This is a genomic window from Micromonospora sp. R77 (genome assembly GCF_022747945.1).
GTDB lineage: Bacteria > Actinomycetota > Actinomycetes > Mycobacteriales > Micromonosporaceae > Micromonospora.
This window is the reverse complement of sequence record NZ_JALDST010000001.1, coordinates 2,938,985-2,960,753: the sequence shown is the minus strand read 5'-3', so window position 1 is coordinate 2,960,753 and position 21,769 is coordinate 2,938,985. Positions and strand designations below refer to the sequence as shown.

The following is a 21,769-nucleotide window of genomic DNA, read 5'->3' as shown; positions in this document are numbered from 1 at the left end:
GCGACGGCCGACCCGACCGACTGGTCGGACCGGCCGTCGCGGACGGTCGGTCGCCGACGGTCAGTTGCCGGCGAGGGCGTCCCCGGCGGCCGGGTCGCAGTCGCGGAGGAACTGGGCGCAGCGGGCCGCCTCGTCCGCCTCACCGATCTCGCCGGCGGCCCGGGAGAGCACGTAGAGGCAGCGCAGGAAGCCCCGGTTCGGCCGGTGCGACCACGGCACCGGGCCGTGCCCCTTCCAGCCGCTGCGGCGCAGCTGGTCCAGGCCACGGTGGTAACCGGTCCGGGCGAAGGCGTACGCGGGGATGACCTGGCCCGCGGTGAAGGCCCGGGTGGCGAGCGCCGCCCACGCCGCGCTGTGGGTCGGGAAACGGGCGGCCACCTCGGCGAACGCCTCGTCGGTGTCCTGTTCGGCGGCGGCGGCCAGGGCGGCGTCGGCCTCCTCGTGCGCGGGCAGGAGGGTGGCCGGTGGCTCAGGCAACAGGTTCTGCATCGCCCCATTCAACCCGCTTCGCCCCGGGGCGCGCGAGGGGGTCGGGCGAGCCGGCTGACTGAACGGCTGAGGTGTTGGTCACGCCCGTGGCCCCCATGCAGATACCTGCGGCCCATGCCACGGCGGGATGTTTTCCACTACAACTAATGGTCCGGAGCCTCCCCAGGACCCGGTTACGCAGGAGCCCGGCGGCCTGGCCGTCGGGCTCCTGTCGGTCCGGGGGCCGACCGTCGCCCAGGTTTGCCGGGTTGCCCGCCCCGGGCAGGATGAGCGGGTGCCGACCCCACCTCCCGCGGACGTCATCGCGCCGCACCACCGCACCGTCGAAGAGATCGAGACCCGCGCCGCGTTCGACCGGCGGCTGGCCACCGGCAGCCTCGCCGGGGTGACCGTGCAGGGCCTGCGCCTGGATCTCGACCCCGTCCCCGACCTGACCGCCGTCGAGGTCACCGGCACCCTCTTCGTGGGCTGCCGGTTCGCCGGCCGCGAGGTCGGCGCCGACCTGGTCCGACGTGGCGCGAACGTGGTGCCGCCCTTCTCCGGCCTGCCCTACCCGACCCAGCCGTCCCACCTCTACACCGCCGACGACCTGGCCGCCGGGTTCGCCGAGGGCGGCTTCGCCGGGATGTACGACACCCGGGTCTACGAGCACTTCCGGGCGCACGGCGGCGCGCTGCCCGACGTACGGGAGGCGCTGGGCCAGCGGCTGCACGACCACGGCGTCGACAACGCCCTGGTGGACGCGACCCGGGCCTGGCTCGACGCGCACGGGCCACAGTCCGTGGTCGGCGTGATGGGTGGGCACGCGGTGCCGCGCGGCAGCGCCGCGTACCGGATGGCGGCCGTGCTGGGCCGGGAGCTGGCCCGGGCCGACCGGCTGGTGGTGACCGGCGGCGGTCCCGGCGTGATGGAGGCGGCCAACCTGGGCGCGTTCCTCTCCGCGTGGCCGGCCGACGAGCTGACGGCGGCGATCGACCTGCTCGCCACCGCACCCGACTTCACCGACCACGACCGCTACACCGAGGTCGCCCTCCGGGTTCGGGCCCGGTACGCGGCCGGGCCGACGCTGCCCGCGCAACGCCCCGCCCCCGTCGACACCGCCTGGGCCCGCTCCGGCGGCCTCGCCATCCCCACCTGGCTGTACGGGCACGAGCCGGCGAACCTCTTCGCCGGGCGGATCGCCAAGTACTTCTCCAACGCGATCCGGGAGGACACCATCCTGCGGCTGGCCCGGGGCGGGATCGTCTTCGCGCCCGGCCGGGCCGGGACGGTGCAGGAGGTGTTCCAGGCGGCCACCAAGACCTACTACGGCACCGACGGGGCGAGCGGGGCGTACGTCTTCCTGGACCGCTCCTACTGGACGGACGAGCTGCCGATCGAGTCGCTGCTGCGGCCACTCTTCGCCGCCTCCCCGTTCGGTGACCTGTCGGCCACCGTCCACCTCACCGACGACGTGCAGGAGGCGGTCCGGGTGCTGACCGCATGAAAGGAGGGGCCCCTTGTTAACACACGTGTGTTAACAAGGGGCCCCTCCTAACCGGCGGTGCCGATTACTTCATGGTCGTGCCGGTCGAGCGGAGGTGCTCGCAGGCCTCGACGACGCGGGCGGCGAGGCCGGCCTCGGCCGCCTTGCCCCAGACCCGCGGGTCGTACATCTTCTTGTTGCCGACCTCGCCGTCGACCTTCAGCACGCCGTCGTAGTTGCGGAACATGTGGTCCGCGACCGGGCGGGTGAAGGCGTACTGGGTGTCGGTGTCGATGTTCATCTTCACCACGCCGTAGTCGAGCGCCTCCCGGATCTCCGACAGCAGCGAGCCGGAACCACCGTGGAAGACCAGGCTGAGCGGCTTGTCCTTGCCGTACTTGGCGCCGACCGCCTCCTGGATCTGGTTCAGCACCTCGGGGCGGAGCTTCACGTTGCCCGGCTTGTAGACGCCGTGCACGTTGCCGAAGGTCAGCGCCGCCATGTAGCGGCCCTTCTCGCCCAGGCCCAGCGCCTCGACCATGGCCAGGCCGTCCTCGACGGTGGTGTAGAGCTTGTCGTTGATGGCGTTCTCGACGCCGTCCTCCTCGCCACCGACCACGCCGACCTCGATCTCGAGGACGATCTTGCCCTTGGCGGCCTCATCGAGGAGCTGGGCGGCGATCTCCAGGTTCTCCGCCACCGGCACCGCGGAGCCGTCCCACATGTGCGACTGGAACAGCGGCTCCTGGCCGCCCTTCACCCGCTCCTGCGAGATGGCCAGCAGCGGCCGGACGAACTTGTCCAGCTTGTCCTTCGGGCAGTGGTCGGTGTGCAGGGCGATGTTCACCGGGTACTTCTTGGCGACCTCGTGCGCGTACGCGGCGAACGCCACGGCACCGGTCACCATGTCCTTCACGGACGGACCGGAGAGGTATTCGGCACCACCGGTGGAGACCTGGATGATGCCGTCGCTCTCCGCGTCGGCGAAGCCCTTGAGCGCCGCGTTCAGCGTCTGCGAGGAGGTCACGTTGATCGCGGGGTACGCGTACCGGCCGGCCTTGGCCCGGTCCAGCATCTCCGCGTAGGCCTCGGGGGAAGCGATGGGCATGTGATGCGCTCCTTACTTACCGCTCTCGGCCGTGCTGGCCGTTGTCTTCCTTGGCTGCGCCGGACCGCGCTGTCCACCGCGGGCAGTATCCCGTAGAAGGTGGCGGCGGGCACAACCGACCCGGGACCTGCCCACCCACCCGGATCACCGTTCCGCCGACCGGTCGGGCACCACGACGCTGATCAACCAGCTCACCACCGCCATCACGATGGCCCCCCAGAAGGCGGCCCAGAAGCCGTCCACCCGGAACGGCAGGTGCAGCCCGCGGGCGATCCAGTCGGTGAGCAGGAACAGCAACGCGTTCACGACCAGCGCGAACAGACCCAGCGTGAGCAGGTAGAACACGCAGCCGAACACCTTGATGACCGGCTTGAGGACCGCGTTGACCACGCCGAAGATGAGCGCCACCGCGAGCAGGGTCAGCGTCGTGTTCGCGCCGTTCCGGCCGGTCACGTGGACCCCGGGCACGATCAGCGTGGTGACCCACAGCGCGATCGCGGTGATCACCAGTCGGATCAGGAAGCCCACGGCACCATCCTGGCACCGGGTACGCCCCGCGGAGGTTCAATCGGCCGACTCCGGTTCCGCCCGGCTCCGGGCAGGCCGCACCCGGAGCCCGTACGGTGGGTTGGGTAGCTGCCGGCACCGGGATCCAGGGAGGGACGATGGGTCAGCCCGACGAGGACTTCACCCCGAGCGACCACCTCGCTCCGGAGGAGCGGGACCCGGAGGCGGAACCGGCCGACGCCGTCGAGCAGGCGGCGGTGGTGGCCCCCGACGGCGACACCGAGCCGCACCGCGGCCTGGAGGTCGACGACTGGGACGCGATGGAGCAGGCCCGCGTGGTCACCGCCGACGAGGACGACTACCGCTGACGGTCACCCCAGCTTGGTCAGCCGATCCGGGTGGGCCGCCGTCCACGCTCGCAGCCGGTCGTCGCGCAGCGCGGTCAGGAAGCCAGGGGCCAGCCGGGGATCAAGTTCGAGGTACGGGGCCTTGTCGATGTACCGGACGGGGAGTTCGAGCGCAACCGGCGCTCGGCCGACTCCCTGAGCAGCGGCCGAGAGCAACGCCAGCAGGGACGTGCCGCCGGTGTCGGCCACCATGTCCGGGCCCAGCCGGGCGAGCAACTGGGAGAGCAGCGCCGGGTTCGTCAGCATTCCCCGCTCGCCGACGCGGCGCAGCAACCCGGCCGCGTACCGCTGCGCATTGCGGTCCCGGTCCAGGCCACCCTCGGGCAGTCCGTAACGCTGGCGGAGCAGGTCCGCTGCGGCGACGCCGTCGAGCTGCTGACAGCCGGCCGGATAGACCCGCCGGGTGTGGTGGGACTGGACCCTGGACGGCAGGCAGACCGGCACGCCACCGACGGCATCGGTGAGTTCCCGCACGGCCCGGTACGTCAGCACGGCCCCGGCGTCGATCCGTACGCCGGTGAGTTCGCTGACCACCCGCCGGGTCAGGTCGTAGCCACTGGTCAGGTCGGCCCTGCCGGTGCCGAGGCCGTAGAAGAAGGACATGTTGAGCTTGTCCTTCCCGTGTCCGGGGATGGACGTCACCAGGTCGCGCGGGAGCGAGACGAGGTAGGGCCGGCTCCGGTCGGCGGGGACGTGCAGCAGCAGGATGGAGTCGGCCCGCCTGGCGTCCGCCGGGCGGGCCGCGTCCAGGCCGAGCAGCAGCACGTTCAGCGCGCCGGTGGGCTCCGGCGGGACGGACTCGCTCAGCAGCGGCACGGTGGGCGGCCGGTCCGGGGTGAACGCCGGCACCCCGACCAGGGCGGCCACGATCAGCGCCAACGCCGTACCCCCGAGCCGGAGTCGGAACCGGCGGCGACGTCTGCGGAGCGCGGTCCGGTCGATCGCGACGCGGACCGGTGCGGCCTCGGGAGCCAGGGTCTCGTGGCGGGCGAACGCGGCCCGCAGCTCGTCCTCGATCATGAGCAGACCTCCACGTACTCGGCGCGCAGGGTGGCCAGGGCGCGGGAGATGCAGGAGCGGACGGTGCCGACCGCACAGCCGAGGATCTCGGCGATCTCCGCGTCCGGCAGGTCCTCGTAGTAGCGCAGCACCAGGGTGGCCCGCTGCCGGCGGGGCAGCCGGGACAGCCAGGACCACACCTGGTCCCGGTCCACCGCCGACTGGGCGTGATCGACGGGCGCCGGCACCGCCTCGTCCGGCTCCCCGCGCAGCAGCACCCGACGCGCCCACGAACCGCGACGCCAGTCGACGTACTGGTTGGTGAGCATCCGGCGGACGTACCGCTCCGGGGAGTCGGTCCGGGCCACCCGCCGCCAGTTGAGCTGGACCCGCACCATGGTCTCCTGGACCAGGTCCTGCGCCTGGTGCGGATCGCCGGTCAGCATGACCGCGTACCGCAGCAGGGCGCTCAGCCGCGAGTCGGCGAACTCCTCGTACGTCACTCCACCTCCCGGTGTCCCGCCCTGTTGACGGGCTCGGGCCGGCGGAACATTGCACCGAGTCTGATCAGCCGTTCGGTCAATATCTGCGGGTGAAGGCGCCTTGGGACAGCGGGGCCGCTTAAGGGTTCTTTAAGCTCCACGGGCTCCACCTGATCATTAACGGGAGGAACCCCCAGCATGTTTTCCCACTCCACCCGGCGTTGGCTCGCCGGGCTGGGCGTCGCAGGCGCGTTCGTCGCCGCCTCCGCCACCCCCGCCGCGGCGGCCGGATCCCAGATCGAGCTCGGGCTCTACTTCGGCGACACCACGATCGCGACGAACTCCGACGGCAAGATCGAGAGAAGCACGATCTCCAGCTCGGCGCCGACTGTGCTGCACGACGTCAGCGTTCGCTACGACTTCTCCGACCTCGCCGGCAAGGTGACCGTCAGTGAGCCGGAGGAGGGCAACACCTGCACCACGCCGTCTGCCTACGTCCTGCTCTGCACCGACCCGTTCGACGTCGACGTCGACGTGTGGGGCTCGAGCGCGATCTTCGAGGTGCAGCTCAAGGCCACCGCGAAGGCGCAGGACGGCGACGCCGGCACGCTGAAGGTGACCATGACCGCGGCCGGCCACGATCCGGTCTCGCACGACGCGAAGGTCCGGGTCGGTGAGAGCGTCGACCTGGCGGCCGGGCCGGAGGTCAAGGCGTCGGCCGCGCCCGGCAAGACCTTCACCTCGCCGGTGACGGTCAGCAACGTGGGTGGGGCCACCGCGAAGGGTCCTGTCGTCATCTTCTACAACGACTACGGCATGAACGCCGCCAAGCACTACAGCAACTGCACCTACGTGGGCGACGAGCTGCGCACCTGCCGGTTCGACGAGGAACTGCCCGTGGGCAGCACCTTCAGCGCGTCGTTGCCGTACGTCCTCGGCGCGGACAGCTACGCCCCCGGCGCCAAGTACGGCGAGATCGTCTGGATGACCGGGTCCGAGTTCGAGGACTTCCAGAGCTACCTGGGCCACCACGACGTGACCATCGGCAAGCCGGGCACCGACGGCACGTTGGCTCTCACCGCGGTCCCGAACAAGGCGACCGCTCAGGGGTTCCAGGCCGACCCGCGGCCGGAGAACAACGGCACGAACATCATGGTGACGGTCACCGGCAAGAACGGCACCGACCTGGAGGCGCTCGGCACCTCGCTGACCGGCAAGGCCGGCACCACGGTGAAGGCGACCGTGGGGCTGCGCAACAACGGTCCGGCGACCCTCGACTACAGCCGGGCCGGCAGCTCGATCACCTACCTGAGCTTCGACGTGCCGCAGGGCACCACGGCGGTCGCGGTCCCGGAGAACTGCCTCACCAGGAACGGCGACAACTGGGGCGAGCCGGGTGAGCCGGGCCACCGCAACTACTTCTGCTACTTCGGCAGCCTGCTGAAGGCCGGCGAGTCCGACATGGTGGACATCTCGCTCCGGATCGACAAGGTTGTCGCCAACGCGACCGGGCTGGTGAAGATCAACGTCACGTGCCAGTGCGACGGCGGCTTCACCCGTGACCTGAAGCCGGCGAACGACACCGCCAAGGTCCTGGTCAACGCCGCCGCCGGCAACGGTGGGGGCAACGGCGGAGAGGGCGGCGGTGACGGCGGCACCCTGCCGATCACCGGCAGCTCCACCGGCCTGATCGCCGGCATCGGCGTCCTGCTGCTGGCGGCCGGTTTCGGCGGCTACGTGGTGGCCCGCCGTCGGCGTACCCGCTTCGTGGCCTGATCCACCCGCACACCGGTGCCCCGTCGACCCTCGCGGTCGACGGGGCACCGTCGTGTCCGGGCCCGGAGCGCGGCCCGCGCCGGGACGGAACGCCGCAGGCGGGACGGTGCGGCACGGCATCCGACCTGGGTTCGGTAGCCTGTGTGGCCGTGGACACAGCAGAGAAGACCCGGGTGCTCTCCGAGAACCTCGCCCTGAACCCGCTCGACCCGAAGGAACTGATCCACACCTTCGGGTTGATCGGCGTGTGGGCGATCCTCTTCGCCGAGACCGGCCTGCTGGTCGGGTTCTTCTTCCCGGGTGACTCGCTGCTCTTCCTGGCCGGGGTGGCCGCGTCGCCGGTGGCGGACGCGATCTTCGGCAGCGGCACCCGGCTGCACCTGGTCGCACTGCTGATCGGCGGGCCGGCCTGCGCGATCGCCGGGGCGCAGCTCGGGCACTGGCTCGGCCACCGGTACGGCCGGCGGATGTTCGAGCGCCCCAACTCCCGCCTGTTCAAGCGGGAGTACGTGGAGAAGGCCGAGTACTACTTCCGGAAGTTCGGCCCGGCGAAGGCCGTGGTGCTGGCCCGGTTCATCCCGATCGTGCGCACGTTCCTCAACCCGGTGGCCGGGGTGCTGGGCATGCCCGCCCGGCAGTTCTTCATCTGGAACGTCGTCGGCGCGATCCTCTGGGTGGACGGCATCCTGCTGATCGGCTACCTGCTCGCCGACCGGATCTACCAGACGATCGGCGACAAGATCGACCGGTACATCCTCCCGGTGGTGGCCGTGATCATCCTGATCTCGGTGCTGCCGATCTTCTTCGAGTTCCTCCGCGACCGGCGGGCCCGCAAGCGCGGCGAGGCGGTCGCGGTGATCGCGGCGGCCAGTGCGGCGGGCGCGGTCGAGGCGGTGCGGGACGCCATCGAGGACGACGGCCACCCGCGCGGCCGGCACGAGCGCTGACCCCGGCTACGACGACGACGGCCGGCCCCGGGCGGGGCCGGCCGTCGTCGTGTTCGGCCTGTCGACCTGCGGATGGAACCGGTGACGGACAGCCGTCATCGTGCGGTGGTGGCGCCACCCCTGGCACGCCACCCGACGCCGTCCCTGTTCGGGACGGTCCCTGGCCATCCGGACCCGACGCGGCTGACGCCACGCCACGACCCGGGAGAGCCCACCCGGAGGTCGGAGACGTCCAGTTTCAGCGGGCCTTCTTGGTGGCCCGCTTGCGCGGCGGGGTCAGCAGATCCGCGATCGTGGCGATCGCGGTCGGCACCAGCCGGTAGTACGCCCAGACACCGCGCTTCTCCCGCTCCAGCAAGCCGGCCTCGGTGAGGATACGCAGGTGGTGACTGACCGTCGGCTGTGAAAGGCCGAGCGGCGCGGTCAGGTCACAGACGCACGCCTCGCCTTCGGGGGCCGACTGGATCAGGCTGAGCAGCCGCAGCCGAGCGGGATCCGCGAGGGCCTTGAGGACCCCCGCGAGACGCTCGGCATCGGCACGTTCGATCGGCTCGCCGGCAAGCGGCGAGATCTGAGGCATGGTCATTTCAGCCAACGCAGTTCCCACGTATTCCATCCTTCCACCAGCAGCATCGATCCGCCTGCATATCAGCAGATCCGAATCGGCAAACTTTTACGCCACAAGGCCGAGGTCAGCCAACGTATAGGCCGCCCGATACGGCAGTCCGGCGGCTCGCACCGCGTCGCCGGCGCCTCGATCAACAATAACCGCCACACCCACCACCTCGGCCCCGGCCTCGCGCAACGCCTCGACGGCGGTGAGCACGCTGCCACCCGTGGTGGAGGTGTCCTCCACCGCCAGCACCCGACGGCCGGCCACCTCCGGTCCCTCGATCCGCCGCTGCAGACCGTGTGCCTTGCCGGCCTTACGGACCACGAACGCGTCCACTGACCGGTCGGTCGCGGCCGCCGCGTGCAGCATCGAGACGGCCACCGGGTCGGCACCCAGGGTCAGGCCACCGACCGCGTCGTACTCCCAGTCGGCGGTCAGGTCGAGCAGCACTCGACCGACCAATGGTGCCGCCTGGTGATGGAGCGTGACCCGACGCAGATCGACGTACCAGTCCGCCTCGCGGCCCGACGAGAGCACTACCCGCCCGTGGACCACAGCCAGATCGGTGATGAATTTACGCAGGTCGTCGCGGTCCCCCATGTCGATAGAGGGTACTGCGCAAGTCTGGGAGGCGTGCCTCGGGTCCGCTCGGGTCAGCCCTGCGGGCGACCGATGGTTGGCGATGTTCGACTACCCTGCGCGACCGTCCACCCGGGTCGGTACGGTGTCGTCCCGCAGCCGGGACCGCCGGCCGGGTCCGACCCGGGTCAGCCGTCGTCGCGGCTCGTCCGACCCCGGGTGTCCCGGAACGCACCCCGCAGCAGGCGGCGGGGCGCGTGCCGCAGACCGGCCACGGCCAGCTTGTATTTCCAGGTCGGCACGCTGACGACCTTGCCTTTCCGCAGGTCACGCAGTGCTTCATCGACCACTTCGTCGGCCTTGAGCCACATCCAGGGCGGGGTCCGCGACATGTCGATACCGGCGCGTTCGTGGTAGCCGGTCCTGGTGTAGCCCGGGCAGAGGGCCATCACCCGCACCCCGCGTGGTGCCACCGAAGCAGCGATCGACTCACTGAAATTCGTCACCCATGCCTTGCTGGCCGAATAGGTGGAGCCAGGCATCACCGCGCCGAAACCCGCAACCGAAGAGACATTTATCACTGTCCCTTTGCCGCGCTCCACCATCGGTCCGAGGGCGGCGTGGGTCAGCCGCAGCACCGCCAGCACGTTGAGCCGCAGCAGGCGGGCCTCGTCCGCGACGGCGGACCGCAGGAACGGGGTGTTCAGGCTGATCCCGGCGTTGTTCACCAGCAGCTCCACCGGTGGGCCCGCGACGAGTCGTCGCTCCACGAGCGCACAGCCGTCGTCCGTGGACAGATCGGCGGGCAGGATCTCGACCTCCCGACCGTGCCGTCCGGTCAGCTCGGCGGCCGACGCGTCGAGTCGGGCGGCGTCCCGGGCCACCAGGACGAGGTCCCAGCCCTCGGCGGCCAGCCGGTCGGCGAAGGCCGCCCCGATGCCCGCAGTGGCCCCGGTGATCAGCGCCCGTCGGGGAGCAGCCACCGGCCGGCTCGTCACACACGCTCCTCGGGGGGTCCGGCCGGCCCGGACTCCTCGCGGGGTCCGGGCGGTCCGGCCGGCCCGGAAGCCGGTGGCACAGCGGAGGCCGGCGGCGCGTACGGCGAGGAGGTGGGTGGCGGGTGGCCCGCTGGGGCGGACCCGGGCCACGGACCCGGCGGCGTCGACCCGGGGCCGTGGGTCGGCACCGGACCGGCCGGCGCGGCACCCCGCCGGAACCAGGCGCGCGCCGCCGGCAGGGTGAGCAGCGCGGCGACCACCAGGTAACCGAGGAGCTGCCCCACCGACGCGGCGGCGTTCAGCGGGATCCACCAGGACGGATAGGCGTCCCCGGCCCGGGCGAGCAGGTCGGCGGTGACCCGCTGGTCGGTGCCGAGCCGCAGCGGTGCGGTGCGCTCGACGACCAGCACTCCCAGCGCGCCGCAGCCGCAGAGCAGCCCCAGCCCGCAGACCACCCAGGTGGTCACCCGGGCGCCGGGGCGGCCGGCGAGCAGGCCGAGGGCGAGCCCGACGAGGACCAGACCGACCAGCACGGTGACCACCGCGGCGAGGATGCCGGAGACGCGCAGCAGCGACACCACGCCGTCGACCTCGCCGCCGGTGGCCCCGGTGCCGTTCGCCGCGGCCCGGAAGCGGTCCACGGTGCCGTCGAGGGCGGCCAGGCCGATGACCGCGTACGCCACCGCGCCGAGCGCCATGAGCACCAGCAGCGCGGCCGCCGCGACGACCGCGGCGGGACGGCGGGCCGGCGCCCGATCCGGGTACGACACGACAGCTCCCTCCGGTAGGCGTCGGCTTGCAACCTACTCGGCGGGACCGTCGGCGTCGCCCTTATCGGCCGTCGAGTCCGGCGGTGTCCAGGGCGCGGACCGGGCCTCCTGCCGGCACAGCCGGCGGTGTTCGGCGGTGACCACGCCGAGCAGGAGCAGGTCGACGACGAGGGCGGAGACGGCGCCGAACTGGTTGACGGTGAAGTTGAACAGCTGCCCGAACAGCAGGTCGACCAGGAGGGCGAGCTTGAACAGCCGGAACGCCCCGGTCCGGTCCCCGCGCAGCCGTATTGCCGCCCGGATGCTCAGCACGGCGGTGACCAGCGCGGCGATCGAGGTGCCGAGCACCGCGCCCCACTCCCGCTGCTGGTCCAGGCGGCCGGTCACCCCGTCGACCACCACGGCGGCCACGGTGACCACCGGTTCGACCACCAGATAGACCACCACCGGCCAGACCAGCCAGCGGCGGGCGACCAGCCAGGCGGCTGTCCGCCGGCCGAGGGCGGCCCAGCGCTGCCAGAACCGGACCGGTGGCGGCTCGCGGCGGGGCACCGCGTCGAGCAGCCGGACGATCGCGCCCTCGGTGGTCGGGCCGGTGCCCTGGACCAGCCGCAGCACCGCCACCCGGCGCCGGTCGGTGAGCCCGCCGGGCAGCCCGCTGAGCACCAGGTCGAGCGCGTTGGCGGTCCGTTCGGCGGTGGTCAGCCGGGTCCGGCCGCGTACCGCCTGGGTGAGGATGACCAGCAGGGCGAAGACGCCGTAGATGATGCCGGCGGCGGGGGCGTAGAAGTAGTCGGTCCGGGTGGTGACGAACTTCCCCACCTCGTCGATGAAGAGCCCGAACCCGACCCCGCCGACGATCGCCCCGGCGGTCCGGGGCCCACCGCCGAGGAAGACGAACGCGACGCCGAGGCCGACCGCCATCAGCAGCCCGCCCCAGAGCACGTGCGCGATGTGCAGGCCACCGCCACCGAGCTGCGGATATCCGGTGGCCTGGAGGTAGGCGCGGGTGGCGAGCACGGTGACCACCCCGGAGAGCACGAACGCCTGGAGGTACGCGGCGGCGTCCAGCGCCCGGGTCGGCACCCGCCGCCGCAGCCAGCCGAGGCCCGGCCGGGCGGGGCGGCGAGGCGGCGGCGACATGCTCCGGACGTTAGTAGCCGCGCCACTCCGTGCGGGCGTACTCCAGCACCCTGGGCTGCAACAACGTGGAGGCGGGCACGTCGAGCCGACCCCGGTCGGCGGGGAAGGTCGCCGCCGCGGCGAGCACCGACGGGGTGAGGAAGCGCAGCGGTGGCGCGTCGGCGGGCAGGGTCAGCGCCGGCGGGCTGCCGCCCGGCGCGGCCAGCACGAAGCCCCAGTCGCCGAAGCTCGGCACGTCCACGTGGTACGGCACGGTGGCGAAGCCGGCCTCCCGGACCGACCGCTCGATCGACCAGTACGACCGGGGCGCGAAGTACGGCGAGCCGGACTGCACCACCAGCCGCCCCCGCTCGGCGAGCACCGACCGGATCAGCGCGTAGAACTCGACGGTGTAGAGCTTGGCGGTGGCCGTCTCGTCCGGGTCGGGCAGGTCGGCCACCACCACGTCGAAGCGTTCGGTGGCGGTACGCAGCCAGCCGAACGCGTCGACGTTGAGCACCCGGACCCGGGGGTCGGCGAACGAGTGGTGGTTCAGTTCGCGCAGCTGCGGCTCGGTACGCCCCAGCCGGACCACGGCCGGGTCGAGGTCGACCAGGGTCACCCGGCGCACGTCCGGATACTTCAGGATCTCCCGCAGCGCCAGCCCGTCGCCCGCGCCGAGCACCAGCACCTCGCCGCGCGGCCCGGCCATCGCCGGGTGCACCAGCGACTCGTGGTAGCGGTATTCGTCGATCGAGCTGAACTGGAGGTCACCGTTGAGGAAGAGCCGCAGGTCGGTGTCGGCGTGGCCGACCTCCCGCACCGACCGGGTGAGCACGATCTCCTGGTAGCGGCTGCGTTCGGCGTGCACCACCGGGTCCCGGTAGAGCTGCTGCCGGGCGGTCACCTCGAAGTCGGCGGCGGTGATCCAGGCGTACCCCAGGCAGAGGGCGACCACGACGGAGCCGGCGGCGAGCGCGACCCGCGCGCGGCGGCTCAGCTCCCGCCGGAAGACCGTGCAGACCAGGGCGACGCCGGCCACCGCGTTCACCGCGCCGACGACCAGGGCGCCCTTGAGCTGCCCGAAGACCGGCATCAGCAGGAACGGGAAGGCCAGGCCGCCGAGCAGCGCGCCGACGTAGTCGGCGGCGAACAGGTCGGCCACCGCGCTGCCGGCGGACTGCTCACGGATGCGTTGCAGCATCACCATCAGCAGCGGGATCTCCGCGCCGATCAGCAGGCCGAGCACGAAGGCGGTGCCGACCAGGGCCGGGGCGTACAGGTCGAGCCAGGCGAACGCGGCATAGAGACCGAGCACGGAGAGGCCGCCGAGCAGCGCGAGGAGCAGCTCGATCGCGGCGAACGCGGCGGCGGCCCGGGACTGCAACGGCTTCGCCACCAGCGCGCCGACGCCCATCGCGAAGACCATCACGCCGAGCACGATCGACGCCTGGCCGACCGCGTCCCCGATCAGATAGCTGCCGAGCGCGACCAGCGCCAACTCGTACACCAGGCCGCAGGCCGCGCAGACGAAGACCGCGAGCAGGACCGCCGCGCGGGCCGGCCGCCACGTCGGTCGCGCCGGCGCGTCGGTGGTCACGCCGTCTCCCGGGTACGCCCGGCGGCTTCCGCCCCGGCGCGCTGCGCGGGCCCGGCGCCCGTCGCTTGCGACCACTCCGGCTCGGCGCGTCTGACGCCGCGCCGCGACCCGGAGCAGTCGTCCGGCGGCGCTGCACCACGCCCACGGTGACGAAGAGCGCGGCCAGCAGGACCAGTCCGACCGCGGCGAGCAGCCACCGCCCCCGGGCCCGCCACAGGTCGTTGCCGGCGGCCGGCAGCGGGCTCGGCGCGGCGGCCGGGGTGGCCGGGGTGGCGGTGGGGGCGGCGGCGGGTTCGGCCAGCCCGGCCTCGGTGGCGAGCAGCGGCAGCACCGTCGCGGCCCGGGTGATCGCCCAGCCCGGGTCGTCGACGAACGCCTCGGGGTCCAGCTCGAACCGGTCCAGACCTTCGGCGACGGTCCACAGGTCGGCCGGATCGATGTCGGCGGAGCCGGCGACGCTGATGTTGGCGGAGTCCGACGACTCGCTGCTCGACGAGGTGTAGCGGACGACGGCGGAGACCTCGAGCCAGCGCGGGCAGCGGGGATCGTCCTTGACCGCCACCTGGTCGCCCAGGTTGGACCCGACGTCGATCTGGGTGCTGTTGTCGTACAGCCGCCAGCCGTAGCAGATGCCCTGGCTGTCGGCGGCGGTCTGGAGCAGCGGCACGGTGTCGGCCCGCTCGTCGGCGGCCGGTGCGGGCACGTCGGTGCTCTCGGAGCCGTTGACGATGCCGATCACCACGCAGGGCGCGACCAGCACCGCGATCACCAGCCAGGTCTGCCAGGTGGCCTTCTTCGAGGGGGTCTTCCCCGGGGGCGTCGCGGAGGTGGTCATCAGCTGATGGCGGCGGCGATGATCGCGCCGGTGGCGAGGTGCACGACCGCGGAGACCCAGACCGCCGGGTGCGGCTCGGGGTCGACCAGCAGCTCACCGAGCTTGCCGGGGGTGGCCACGTCGAGCAGCACGAAGGCCGCCGCCATGATCACCAGCCCGAGGATCCCGTACGCGGCCGAGCCGGCCAGGCCGAGCACGAAGTCGTCCTCACTGGCGGCGATCGCGGCCACCACGATGATGCCCACGCCGGCCAGGTTCGAGGCGAGCAGCAGAGCGGCGTTGCGGTTGCGCTCGTGCCAGATGAGGTGGTTCAGCCGGCCCGGGGTGGCCAGGTCGACCAGCGCGTAACCGATGCCCATCAGGACGACGCCGACCACGCCGTACGCGAGGGTGACCAGCAGATCAGTGGCGAGGTGCTGCACGTGAAGGCTCCAGGGTGAGGGGGTCGAGGGGGGCTACTTGCCGGCGCCGGGGCCACCGCCCCGGACGGTGCTGCCACGGCCCCAGCCCCAGTAGCTGCCCACGTGGGAGTGGTAACGGGGGTAGGCGGTGGTCATCCGCTCCAGCAGGATCACCGAGCCGGCGGCGATCGGCAGGATCACCACCGAGTCGTCGTCGTAGCGCAGGTAGACCCCGCTGCTGTCGACGTACTGGTCGGCGGGCTTCCAGGCGCCGGTGATGTCCTTGGAGACCTGGCTCGGGGTCCGCGTCGACGTGTACGCCATCGCGTCCCGGCCGATGTCCCGGCTCGACGCGCGGCGGTAGTGGTCCTGGACGTAGCCGCGCGGGGAGAAGTTGCCGTAGAAGATCGCGAAGGCGGCGATCAGCGCGCCGACCACCGCGACCGCCACCCCCACCACGATCCACCGCCGGTACGCCGTGCTCACAGGTTCACCACCGTCTCGGTCAGGACCAGCTCGTTGGTCTGGGGGTACGCGTGCCAGGTGCGCCAGGCGACCGTGCCGTCGGGCGGGTCGGGGCGCACCGACAGCGCGGTGACCGCGTCCACGTCGCCGGGGAAGACCCCGACCAGCGCGTACGGGTCGTCGGCCAGGTCGGCGCGGAGTGCGGCGACCCGGGCCCGCAGCCCGTCGCCCTCGGGCCGGAGCACCGTGGCGGTGAACCGGTAGCCGGCGTCGTCGTCGTGCAGGTCACCGGGGAGGTGCGGCGGGGTGCCGGGCAGGCAGGCGACGGTCTCCGTCAGCGGACCGCAGACGACCTGGTGGGAGGCGCCGAGCAGGCGCAGCCGCAGGGTCGGCCCGCCGGGCAGGGTCAGCTCCCGGACGTGCAGCGCGGGCCGCTCCGGGCCACCGAGGGCCAGGCTCAGATCGGCGGCGCTGGTGTCGACGTACGGGGTGTGGAGAGTGACGAGCACGCTCAGGCCGCCTTCTCCGGGCCATCACCCTGCGGGTAGATCATCACCTCGGACCGGTGCAGCTGCTCGCCGAGCGCCACCTCCCAGCCGGCCTCCCCGTACGCCTCGAAGGAGAGCCGCGCACCGCCGGGTGCCTGGTAGTCGTAGTAGCGCATGGTGCCGTTCGGATCGAGGCCGGTGCCCTCGGTGGCGGTGTAGCGGGCCTGGCCGGACTCGTCCCAGTTGTAGCTGCGGCCGGCGATCTCCAGGGTCGGGGCGCCCGGGGTGACCGTGGCGGACGGCTCGGCCGTCCAGAGCACCAGCTCCAGGTCCGGCTCGGCCTCGACGGAGAGCCAGCGCTTCACCCCGCCGGCGTCGTCGAGCAGGTGCTCGGCCCAGCTCCAGCCGCCCTCGACCAGGTGCACGGAGCCGCGCACGGTGTAGGGCACCTGGCGGATCTCGACGATGTCACCGGGCTTGAGCCGTCGAGGGTCGCCGCGCAGCGCGTCGGCGTCGGCGTCGCGGAAGGGGTCACCGGGTGTGACCGGCCGTGATCCGGCCCGGGCGCGGCGCAGCGCCACCACCGCGATCACCACTCCGGCCACCCCGATCAGACACCCCAGCGTCGTCACCAGGTACGCCACTGAACCGTTCACGCCGACCGCCTCCCCACGTGCGTCGGCGCAGACGGTAACAACCCCACGCACCCACTGGGAAAGGTTGTCGACTGAGCCACTGCTCAACTACATAGAGTGATCGCCGCGACGGACGGTCAGTGGCCGGGTCAGTGGCCGGCGAGGCGTTCGGCGGCGTACTCGCCGAGGGTGGCGCGGCCCATGACGCAGCCGCTGAAGGTGGTGAACTCGTCGTCGTGGTCGCGCAGGCGGGACCAGGCCGCCCGGCCCGCCTCGGCGTCGACCCGGTCCAGCAGCGAGGCGGCGTACGCCTTCCCGGCCGGCGAGCCGTGCTTCAGCAGCCAGTCCACCTTCTTGCGCGCCTCGGCCGGATGCTCGTCGAGGGCCCGCTCCACGTGCCGGTACGCCTCGGTCGCCGGCAGCAGCGTGCCCGCGATCCCCACCCCACCGAAGGCCACCGTGTCCGCCTTCGCGAGCTCCTTCACGGCCGCATCCAACTCGCGGTCCTTCTTCCCCATCCCCAACATGCCCTCCCTATTGCCCCACCCCACCACCCCCCACCCCCCGGCACTCAGGTTGATCATGGAGTTGGCGGCGGTCGAAGGGCTCATTCGAGCCGCCAACTCCATGATCAACGCGTCCCTCGGCCGGTCCCGGGAGGGGCCGGCCGAGGGGGGTGGGTCAGGCGGTCACCGAGAGGGAGTCCTTGGTGTCGGCGAGGTCGACGTGGACGGTGTCGCCGTCGCGGATCTGGCCGGCCAGCAGGGCCTTGGCGAGCTGGTCGCCGATGGCGGACTGGACCAGGCGGCGCAGCGGGCGGGCACCGTAGATCGGGTCGTAGCCGTGCTCGGCGAGCCAGGTCCGGGCGGGCTCGGTGACGTCCAGGGTGAGCCGGCGGTCGGCGAGCCGCTTGCGCAGCCGGTCGAGCTGGATGTCGACGATGGCCCGCAGATCCCCGCCCTGGAGGGCGGCGAAGACCACGATGTCGTCGAGGCGGTTGAGGAACTCCGGCTTGAAGTGCGACCGGACCATCGCGAGGACACCCTCCCGGCGCTGCTCCTCGGCCAGCGTCAGGTCGCTGATCACCGACGACCCGAGGTTGGAGGTGAGGATCAGGATCGCGTTGCGGAAGTCCACCGTACGACCCTGACCGTCGGTGAGCCGGCCGTCGTCGAGCACCTGGAGCAGCACGTCGAAGACGTCCGGGTGGGCCTTCTCCACCTCGTCCAGCAGGATCACCGAGTACGGCCGGCGGCGCACCGCCTCGGTGAGCTGGCCGCCCTCCTCGTAGCCGACGTAGCCGGGCGGGGCACCGACCAGGCGGGCCACGGAGTGCTTCTCGCCGTACTCGCTCATGTCGATGCGGACCATGGCCCGCTCGTCATCGAAGAGGAACTCGGCGAGCGCCTTGGCCAGCTCGGTCTTGCCGACGCCGGTCGGGCCGAGGAAGAGGAAGCTGCCGGTCGGGCGGTCCGGGTCGGCGACGCCGGCCCGGGCGCGACGGACCGCGTCGGAGACCGCGGCGACCGCCTCGGTCTGGCCGACCACCCGGTCGCGCAGCGACTCCTCCATCCGCAGCAGCTTGGCGGTCTCGCCCTCCAGCAGCCGGCCGGCGGGGATGCCGGTCCAGGAGGCGACCACGGCGGCGATGTCGTCGGCGCCGACCTCCTCCTTGAGCATCGCGCCGTCGGCCTGGAGCCGGGCCAGTTCCTCCTCGGCCTTGGCCAGGTCGGCCTTGAGGGCGGGGATCCGGCCGTACCGCAGCTCGGCGGCGCGTTCCAGCTCGCCGTCGCGCTCGGCCCGCTCGGCCTCGCCGCTTAGCTTCTCCAGCTCCTCCTTGGCGGTGGAGAGCTTGGTGATGTGGCTCTTCTCCAGCTGCCAGCGCTCGGACAGGGCGGTGAGCTGCTCGCGCTTGTCGGCCAGCTCCTTGCGGAGCCGTTCGAGGCGCTCGGCGGAGGCGGCGTCCGGCTCCTTGGCCAGCGCCATCTCCTCGATCTCCAGGCGGCGGACCGCCCGCTCGATCTCGTCCACCTCGACCGGCCGGGAGTCGATCTCCATCCGGAGCCGGGACGCGGACTCGTCGACCAGGTCGATCGCCTTGTCGGGCAGGAACCGGTCGGTGATGTAGCGGTCGGAGAGGGCGGCGGCGGCGACCAGCGCGGCGTCGGTGATGCGTACGCCGTGGTGCACCTCGTAGCGCTCCTTGAGCCCGCGCAGGATGCCGATGGTGTCCTCGATGGTCGGTTCGCCGACCAGCACCGGCTGGAAGCGGCGCTCCAGCGCCGGGTCCTTCTCGATGTGCTCGCGGTACTCGTCGAGGGTGGTCGCGCCGACCATCCGCAGCTCGCCGCGGGCCAGCATCGGCTTGAGCATGTTGCCGGCGTCCATCGAGCCCTCGCCCTTGCCGGCGCCGACGACGGTGTGCAGCTCGTCGAGGAAGGTGATGACCTGGCCGTTGGAGTTCTTGATCTCCTCCAGGACGGACTTCAGCCGCTCCTCGAACTGGCCGCGGTACTGCGCGCCGGCCACCATCGCGCCGAGGTCGAGCGAGACGAGCTTCTTGTCCCGCAGCGACTCGGGCACGTCGCCGGCCACGATCCGCTGGGCCAGGCCCTCGACGATGGCGGTCTTGCCGACGCCCGGCTCACCGATCAGCACCGGGTTGTTCTTGGTACGCCGGGAGAGCACCTGGATCACCCGGCGGATCTCGGAGTCCCGGCCGATCACCGGGTCGATCTTGCCGTCCCGGGCGCTGGCGGTCAGGTCGACGCCGTACTTGGCCAGGGCCTGGTAGGTCTGCTCCGGGTCGGCGGTGGTGACCCGCCGGTCCCCGCCGCGCACGGTCGGGAAGGCGGCGACCAGGTTCTCCTCGGTGGCGCCGGAGTTCTTCAGCGCGACGGAGACCGCGCCGCCGACCCGGGCCAGGCCGGCGAGCAGGTGCTCGGTGGAGGTGTACTCGTCGCCGAGCGGCCGGGCGATCTGCTCGGCGGCGCCGATGGCGTTGACGAACTCGCGGGCCAGGGTGGGCTCGGCGATGCTGGAGCCGCGCGCGGCGGGCAACGCGTCGACCGAGCGCTGGGCGACCCGGCGCAGCTCGGCGGGGTCGGCCCCGACGGCGCGCAGCAGGCCGGCGGCGGTGGAACCCTCGGTGTCCAGCAGCGCCAGCAGCAGGTGCCAGGGCTCGACGGTGGCGTGCCCGCGCTGGTTGGCCAGCGCGACGGCACCGGTGATGGTTTCGCGGCTCTTGGTGGTGAGACGTTCCGTGTTCATGGGCTCCCCTGGATCGGCGTGTCCACTAGGAAGGACACAACCAGAGTTGAGTCTATTCCGCTCAACTTTAGCCTTGTGACCTGAGTCACTCCCCTGGGGTGCTGGTGGAGATCTTGCAGGATTTCAGCCCCTCCAGGGGCCGTTTCGCACCAAGATCTGCGGCCGGATGAGTCAGCGCGGCAGGCGGGCGGTGCAGGGGGTCTCGTGGTCGGCGCGCAGGACGCAGCGGCGACCGTTGTCGAGACGCCGGTCGCAGAAGACACGGTGGCGTACCCCCTGGTTGTCCTCGGTGGAGACGGTGGTCTCGCCGGCATCCACGTGGGTGAGGAAGGCCAGCGAGCGGGCGGCGGTCCGGGCCAGGATCCTGGCCCGGACGAGGTCTGCCGCGACGACCGGCAGGTGGATGACGTACCGGCCGGTCACCGGCGCCGGGCCAGGTCACGCATCGTGGGGGCCTGGCGGGACTGCCACTCGCGGAGCGCGTCCTTGATCCGGGCCGTCTCCGTCCGGCTCCGCGCCACTTCGGCGTACGCGGCGGCGAGGTCGGCGGCCACCCGGTCGAGGAACGCGGCCACCTCGACCGGGTCGAGGCCGCGACGGCAGGTGGCAAAGGTGCGGCTCCGCACCTGCCAGGGCCGCAACGGGAGGTACGACGTGGAGCGGTAGGCCCCGGCCGGCGACCGGTTCGGTGGACCGGACCTGGTCGGCGGGCCGGCGTTGCGTCGCCTGAGCAGTGGCCGTAGGGGATTACGCACGATGTTCGGTCCCTTCCTCGACGGGATGTGCGGGAGCTGGAAGGAGCGGCCCGCCCGAGCGCCGTTGACCGGCCGAGCCGCCCCGCCCTGCCGCCGCAGCCCAGATCGGCAGTACGACACCAGGGCTGTCAGCGGTCGGGACGGGCCACGGGGGTGCCCGCCCCGACCAGGTGAGCGCCCCAAGTGCCATCCGGAGGCGTTCACGAGGAACCTACAATCGGTAGCGGTTGTAGGTCAACGACCAACCTCCAATTGCTTGAGGTTGGAGGTTGCTGCGTGATCGAATGGGCATGCCATCCGGGGAGTGTGTATGCCCAAGCAGCAGTACCAGGTGCTCGCAGACGAGCTGAAAAGCAAGATTGACTCAGGGGAGTGGGCCCCGGGCACAAAGCTGCCCAGCCGCTCTCAGCTGTGCAAGGAGTACGGCGTGTCGGACACGGTGGTCGGCAAGGCCATGATGATCCTGCGGGCGACCGGCCTCACCGAGACCCTCGAAGGGGTGGGCGTCTTCGTTGCCGAGCGGAAGTAGCGGGCCCCGGTAGCCTTGCCCCGGTGCGAGTACGTGTCGAACAGACTGCCCTACCGGGAATCGGCGTACGTCATGACCTGGTGACCGAATCGGGCCGTCGGCTGGGAGTCGTCTCCCACCGCAACGGCCGCCGGGACCTCGTCCTCTACGACCCCGACGATCCCGACTCCTGCCAGGCCGACATCCCGCTGACCGACGACGAGGCGGAGGCGCTGGCCGACATCCTCGGCGCGTCGCTGATGCTGGGTCAGCTCGCCGGGCTGCGGGAGCAGGCCGCCGGCCTGCTCACCGAGCAGATCGCCATCCCGGCCGGCTCGAAGTACGTCAACAAGCGGCTCGGCGACACCAGGGCGCGTACCCGGACCAGCGCTTCCATCGTGGCGGTGCTGCGGCAGGGGGACGTCATCGTCTCGCCGGACCCCACCTTCCGCTTCGCGGCCGGTGACGTGGTGGTCGTGGTCGGTACCCGCCAGGGTCTCGACGGGGTGACCGCCATCCTCGCCGACAGTGACCCGGACGGCTGAGGCGG

At 72.1% G+C, this 21,769-nt stretch carries 26 protein-coding genes and 1 pseudogene; 7 read left to right on the top strand and 20 right to left on the bottom strand.

Going from position 1 to position 21,769, the window contains the following annotated elements; genetic code table 11:
• Positions 1-60: 60 nt before the first annotated feature.
• Entirely contained in the window at positions 61-489 is a 429-nt protein-coding gene (locus MRQ36_RS13735) for a DUF3151 domain-containing protein (protein WP_242795745.1), read from the bottom strand.
• Between the two features lie 274 nt (positions 490-763).
• Here MRQ36_RS13735 and MRQ36_RS13730 point away from each other — a divergent pair, with 274 nt between their 5' ends.
• Positions 764-1,975: an LOG family protein gene (locus tag MRQ36_RS13730; RefSeq protein ID WP_242795744.1), complete on the top strand. Its 1,212-nt coding sequence runs from the start codon at positions 764-766 to the stop codon at positions 1,973-1,975.
• 64 nt (positions 1,976-2,039) lie between these two features.
• On the opposite strand, the gene fbaA is transcribed toward MRQ36_RS13730, so the two are convergent.
• Positions 2,040-3,062, bottom strand: a complete 1,023-nt coding sequence (gene fbaA / locus MRQ36_RS13725) for a class II fructose-bisphosphate aldolase (protein ID WP_242795743.1) — start codon at positions 3,060-3,062, stop codon at positions 2,040-2,042.
• 144 nt (positions 3,063-3,206) lie between these two features.
• Positions 3,207-3,590 carry a phage holin family protein gene (locus MRQ36_RS13720; RefSeq protein WP_242795741.1) on the bottom strand — a complete coding sequence of 128 codons (384 nt, stop codon included), beginning with the start codon at positions 3,588-3,590 and terminating at the stop codon, positions 3,207-3,209.
• A gap of 137 nt (positions 3,591-3,727) precedes the next feature.
• On the opposite strand from MRQ36_RS13720, the gene MRQ36_RS13715 reads away from it, so the two are divergent.
• Positions 3,728-3,937, top strand: a complete 210-nt coding sequence (locus MRQ36_RS13715; protein WP_242795739.1) for a hypothetical protein — start codon at positions 3,728-3,730, stop codon at positions 3,935-3,937.
• Between the two features lie 3 nt (positions 3,938-3,940).
• On the opposite strand, the gene MRQ36_RS13710 is transcribed toward MRQ36_RS13715, so the two are convergent.
• Both MRQ36_RS13710 and MRQ36_RS13705 read right to left on the bottom strand, forming a co-directional pair.
• On the bottom strand, positions 3,941-4,996 hold the full coding sequence (locus MRQ36_RS13710; protein ID WP_242795737.1) for an LCP family protein: 1,056 nt from the start codon (positions 4,994-4,996) through the stop codon (positions 3,941-3,943).
• Positions 4,993-5,478 (bottom strand): SigE family RNA polymerase sigma factor, encoded by a 486-nt coding sequence (locus MRQ36_RS13705; RefSeq protein WP_242795735.1) that lies wholly within the window; start codon positions 5,476-5,478, stop codon positions 4,993-4,995. Before MRQ36_RS13705 ends, MRQ36_RS13710 begins: the two co-directional genes overlap by 4 nt.
• Positions 5,479-5,655: 177 nt before the next feature.
• Between MRQ36_RS13705 and MRQ36_RS13700 the strand changes: the two genes are divergently transcribed.
• The gene (locus MRQ36_RS13700; protein ID WP_242795733.1) at positions 5,656-7,233 is read left to right on the top strand and encodes an LPXTG cell wall anchor domain-containing protein; all 1,578 of its coding nucleotides are present in this window, start codon (positions 5,656-5,658) and stop codon (positions 7,231-7,233) included.
• Between the two features lie 143 nt (positions 7,234-7,376).
• Positions 7,377-8,180, top strand: coding sequence for a DedA family protein (locus tag MRQ36_RS13695; RefSeq protein WP_242795731.1), 804 nt, complete (start codon positions 7,377-7,379; stop codon positions 8,178-8,180).
• A 238-nt stretch (positions 8,181-8,418) separates the two neighbouring features.
• Here MRQ36_RS13695 and MRQ36_RS13690 read toward each other — a convergent pair whose 3' ends face one another.
• The 7 genes and pseudogenes from MRQ36_RS13690 to MRQ36_RS34430 all read right to left on the bottom strand — a co-directional run.
• Entirely contained in the window at positions 8,419-8,796 is a 378-nt protein-coding gene (locus tag MRQ36_RS13690) for a helix-turn-helix transcriptional regulator (protein WP_007073957.1), read from the bottom strand.
• 57 nt (positions 8,797-8,853) lie between these two features.
• A complete protein-coding gene (pyrE, locus tag MRQ36_RS13685) occupies positions 8,854-9,393 on the bottom strand; it encodes an orotate phosphoribosyltransferase (RefSeq protein WP_242795729.1) in 540 nt (179 codons plus the stop codon).
• Positions 9,394-9,560: 167 nt separating this feature from the next.
• The gene (locus tag MRQ36_RS13680) at positions 9,561-10,370 is read right to left on the bottom strand and encodes an SDR family oxidoreductase (protein ID WP_242795727.1); all 810 of its coding nucleotides are present in this window, start codon (positions 10,368-10,370) and stop codon (positions 9,561-9,563) included.
• Positions 10,367-11,140, bottom strand: a complete 774-nt coding sequence (locus MRQ36_RS13675; protein ID WP_242795725.1) for a hypothetical protein — start codon at positions 11,138-11,140, stop codon at positions 10,367-10,369. Before MRQ36_RS13675 ends, MRQ36_RS13680 begins: the two co-directional genes overlap by 4 nt.
• A gap of 33 nt (positions 11,141-11,173) precedes the next feature.
• A complete protein-coding gene (locus MRQ36_RS13670) occupies positions 11,174-12,226 on the bottom strand; it encodes a hypothetical protein (protein WP_242801087.1) in 1,053 nt (350 codons plus the stop codon).
• Positions 12,227-12,293: 67 nt separating this feature from the next.
• The gene (locus MRQ36_RS13665) at positions 12,294-13,862 is read right to left on the bottom strand and encodes a polyamine aminopropyltransferase (protein ID WP_242795723.1); all 1,569 of its coding nucleotides are present in this window, start codon (positions 13,860-13,862) and stop codon (positions 12,294-12,296) included.
• 67 nt (positions 13,863-13,929) lie between these two features.
• A pseudogene (locus MRQ36_RS34430) lies at positions 13,930-14,592 on the bottom strand (hypothetical protein); the annotation flags it as partial.
• On the opposite strand from MRQ36_RS34430, the gene MRQ36_RS13655 reads away from it, so the two are divergent.
• Positions 14,492-14,704, top strand: coding sequence for a hypothetical protein (locus tag MRQ36_RS13655; protein WP_242795719.1), 213 nt, complete (start codon positions 14,492-14,494; stop codon positions 14,702-14,704). The pseudogene MRQ36_RS34430 and the gene MRQ36_RS13655 sit on opposite strands and share 101 nt — an antisense overlap.
• Here the strand turns inward: MRQ36_RS13655 and MRQ36_RS13650 are convergent.
• From MRQ36_RS13650 to MRQ36_RS13615, 8 genes are all read right to left on the bottom strand, one after another.
• A complete protein-coding gene (locus tag MRQ36_RS13650; RefSeq protein ID WP_242795717.1) occupies positions 14,697-15,119 on the bottom strand; it encodes a DUF350 domain-containing protein in 423 nt (140 codons plus the stop codon). The genes MRQ36_RS13655 and MRQ36_RS13650 overlap by 8 nt on opposite strands.
• A 33-nt stretch (positions 15,120-15,152) precedes the next feature.
• Positions 15,153-15,584, bottom strand: a complete 432-nt coding sequence (locus MRQ36_RS13645) for a DUF4247 domain-containing protein (RefSeq protein WP_242795715.1) — start codon at positions 15,582-15,584, stop codon at positions 15,153-15,155.
• Positions 15,581-16,072, bottom strand: a complete 492-nt coding sequence (locus MRQ36_RS13640) for a DUF2617 family protein (protein ID WP_242795713.1) — start codon at positions 16,070-16,072, stop codon at positions 15,581-15,583. Before MRQ36_RS13640 ends, MRQ36_RS13645 begins: the two co-directional genes overlap by 4 nt.
• 2 nt (positions 16,073-16,074) lie before the next feature.
• A complete protein-coding gene (locus MRQ36_RS13635) occupies positions 16,075-16,707 on the bottom strand; it encodes a DUF4178 domain-containing protein (RefSeq protein ID WP_242795711.1) in 633 nt (210 codons plus the stop codon).
• A gap of 128 nt (positions 16,708-16,835) precedes the next feature.
• Positions 16,836-17,204 carry a hypothetical protein gene (locus MRQ36_RS13630; protein WP_242795709.1) on the bottom strand — a complete coding sequence of 123 codons (369 nt, stop codon included), beginning with the start codon at positions 17,202-17,204 and terminating at the stop codon, positions 16,836-16,838.
• 163 nt (positions 17,205-17,367) lie between these two features.
• Positions 17,368-19,956 carry an ATP-dependent chaperone ClpB gene (clpB, locus tag MRQ36_RS13625; protein WP_242795707.1) on the bottom strand — a complete coding sequence of 863 codons (2,589 nt, stop codon included), beginning with the start codon at positions 19,954-19,956 and terminating at the stop codon, positions 17,368-17,370.
• 171 nt (positions 19,957-20,127) lie between these two features.
• Positions 20,128-20,379 (bottom strand): hypothetical protein, encoded by a 252-nt coding sequence (locus MRQ36_RS13620; RefSeq protein WP_242795705.1) that lies wholly within the window; start codon positions 20,377-20,379, stop codon positions 20,128-20,130.
• Complete coding sequence (locus tag MRQ36_RS13615) at positions 20,376-20,711, bottom strand: DivIVA domain-containing protein (RefSeq protein WP_242795703.1); 336 nt, start codon at positions 20,709-20,711, stop codon at positions 20,376-20,378. The genes MRQ36_RS13620 and MRQ36_RS13615 overlap by 4 nt, the downstream gene beginning before the upstream one ends.
• 310 nt (positions 20,712-21,021) lie before the next feature.
• Here MRQ36_RS13615 and MRQ36_RS13610 point away from each other — a divergent pair, with 310 nt between their 5' ends.
• Positions 21,022-21,240, top strand: a complete 219-nt coding sequence (locus MRQ36_RS13610; RefSeq protein ID WP_242795701.1) for a winged helix-turn-helix domain-containing protein — start codon at positions 21,022-21,024, stop codon at positions 21,238-21,240.
• Between the two features lie 23 nt (positions 21,241-21,263).
• Positions 21,264-21,764, top strand: coding sequence for a cation:proton antiporter regulatory subunit (locus MRQ36_RS13605; protein WP_242795699.1), 501 nt, complete (start codon positions 21,264-21,266; stop codon positions 21,762-21,764).
• Positions 21,765-21,769: the final 5 nt, after the last annotated feature.

What these genes read in the sequence shown, in the direction of transcription:
- MRQ36_RS13655 (WP_242795719.1), top strand. Translation starts at nt 14,492, where the DNA reads ATGCCCTGGCTGTCGGCGGCGGTCTGGAGCAGCGGCACGGTGTCGGCC.
- fbaA (WP_242795743.1), bottom strand. Translation starts at nt 3,062, where the DNA reads ATGCCCATCGCTTCCCCCGAGGCCTACGCGGAGATGCTGGACCGGGCC.
- MRQ36_RS13700 (WP_242795733.1), top strand. Translation starts at nt 5,656, where the DNA reads ATGTTTTCCCACTCCACCCGGCGTTGGCTCGCCGGGCTGGGCGTCGCA.
- MRQ36_RS13710 (WP_242795737.1), bottom strand. Translation starts at nt 4,996, where the DNA reads ATGATCGAGGACGAGCTGCGGGCCGCGTTCGCCCGCCACGAGACCCTG.
- clpB (WP_242795707.1), bottom strand. Translation starts at nt 19,956, where the DNA reads ATGAACACGGAACGTCTCACCACCAAGAGCCGCGAAACCATCACCGGT.
- MRQ36_RS13735 (WP_242795745.1), bottom strand. Translation starts at nt 489, where the DNA reads ATGCAGAACCTGTTGCCTGAGCCACCGGCCACCCTCCTGCCCGCGCAC.
- MRQ36_RS13630 (WP_242795709.1), bottom strand. Translation starts at nt 17,204, where the DNA reads ATGGGGAAGAAGGACCGCGAGTTGGATGCGGCCGTGAAGGAGCTCGCG.
- pyrE (WP_242795729.1), bottom strand. Translation starts at nt 9,393, where the DNA reads ATGGGGGACCGCGACGACCTGCGTAAATTCATCACCGATCTGGCTGTG.
- MRQ36_RS13715 (WP_242795739.1), top strand. Translation starts at nt 3,728, where the DNA reads ATGGGTCAGCCCGACGAGGACTTCACCCCGAGCGACCACCTCGCTCCG.
- MRQ36_RS13690 (WP_007073957.1), bottom strand. Translation starts at nt 8,796, where the DNA reads ATGGAATACGTGGGAACTGCGTTGGCTGAAATGACCATGCCTCAGATC.
- MRQ36_RS13610 (WP_242795701.1), top strand. Translation starts at nt 21,022, where the DNA reads ATGCCCAAGCAGCAGTACCAGGTGCTCGCAGACGAGCTGAAAAGCAAG.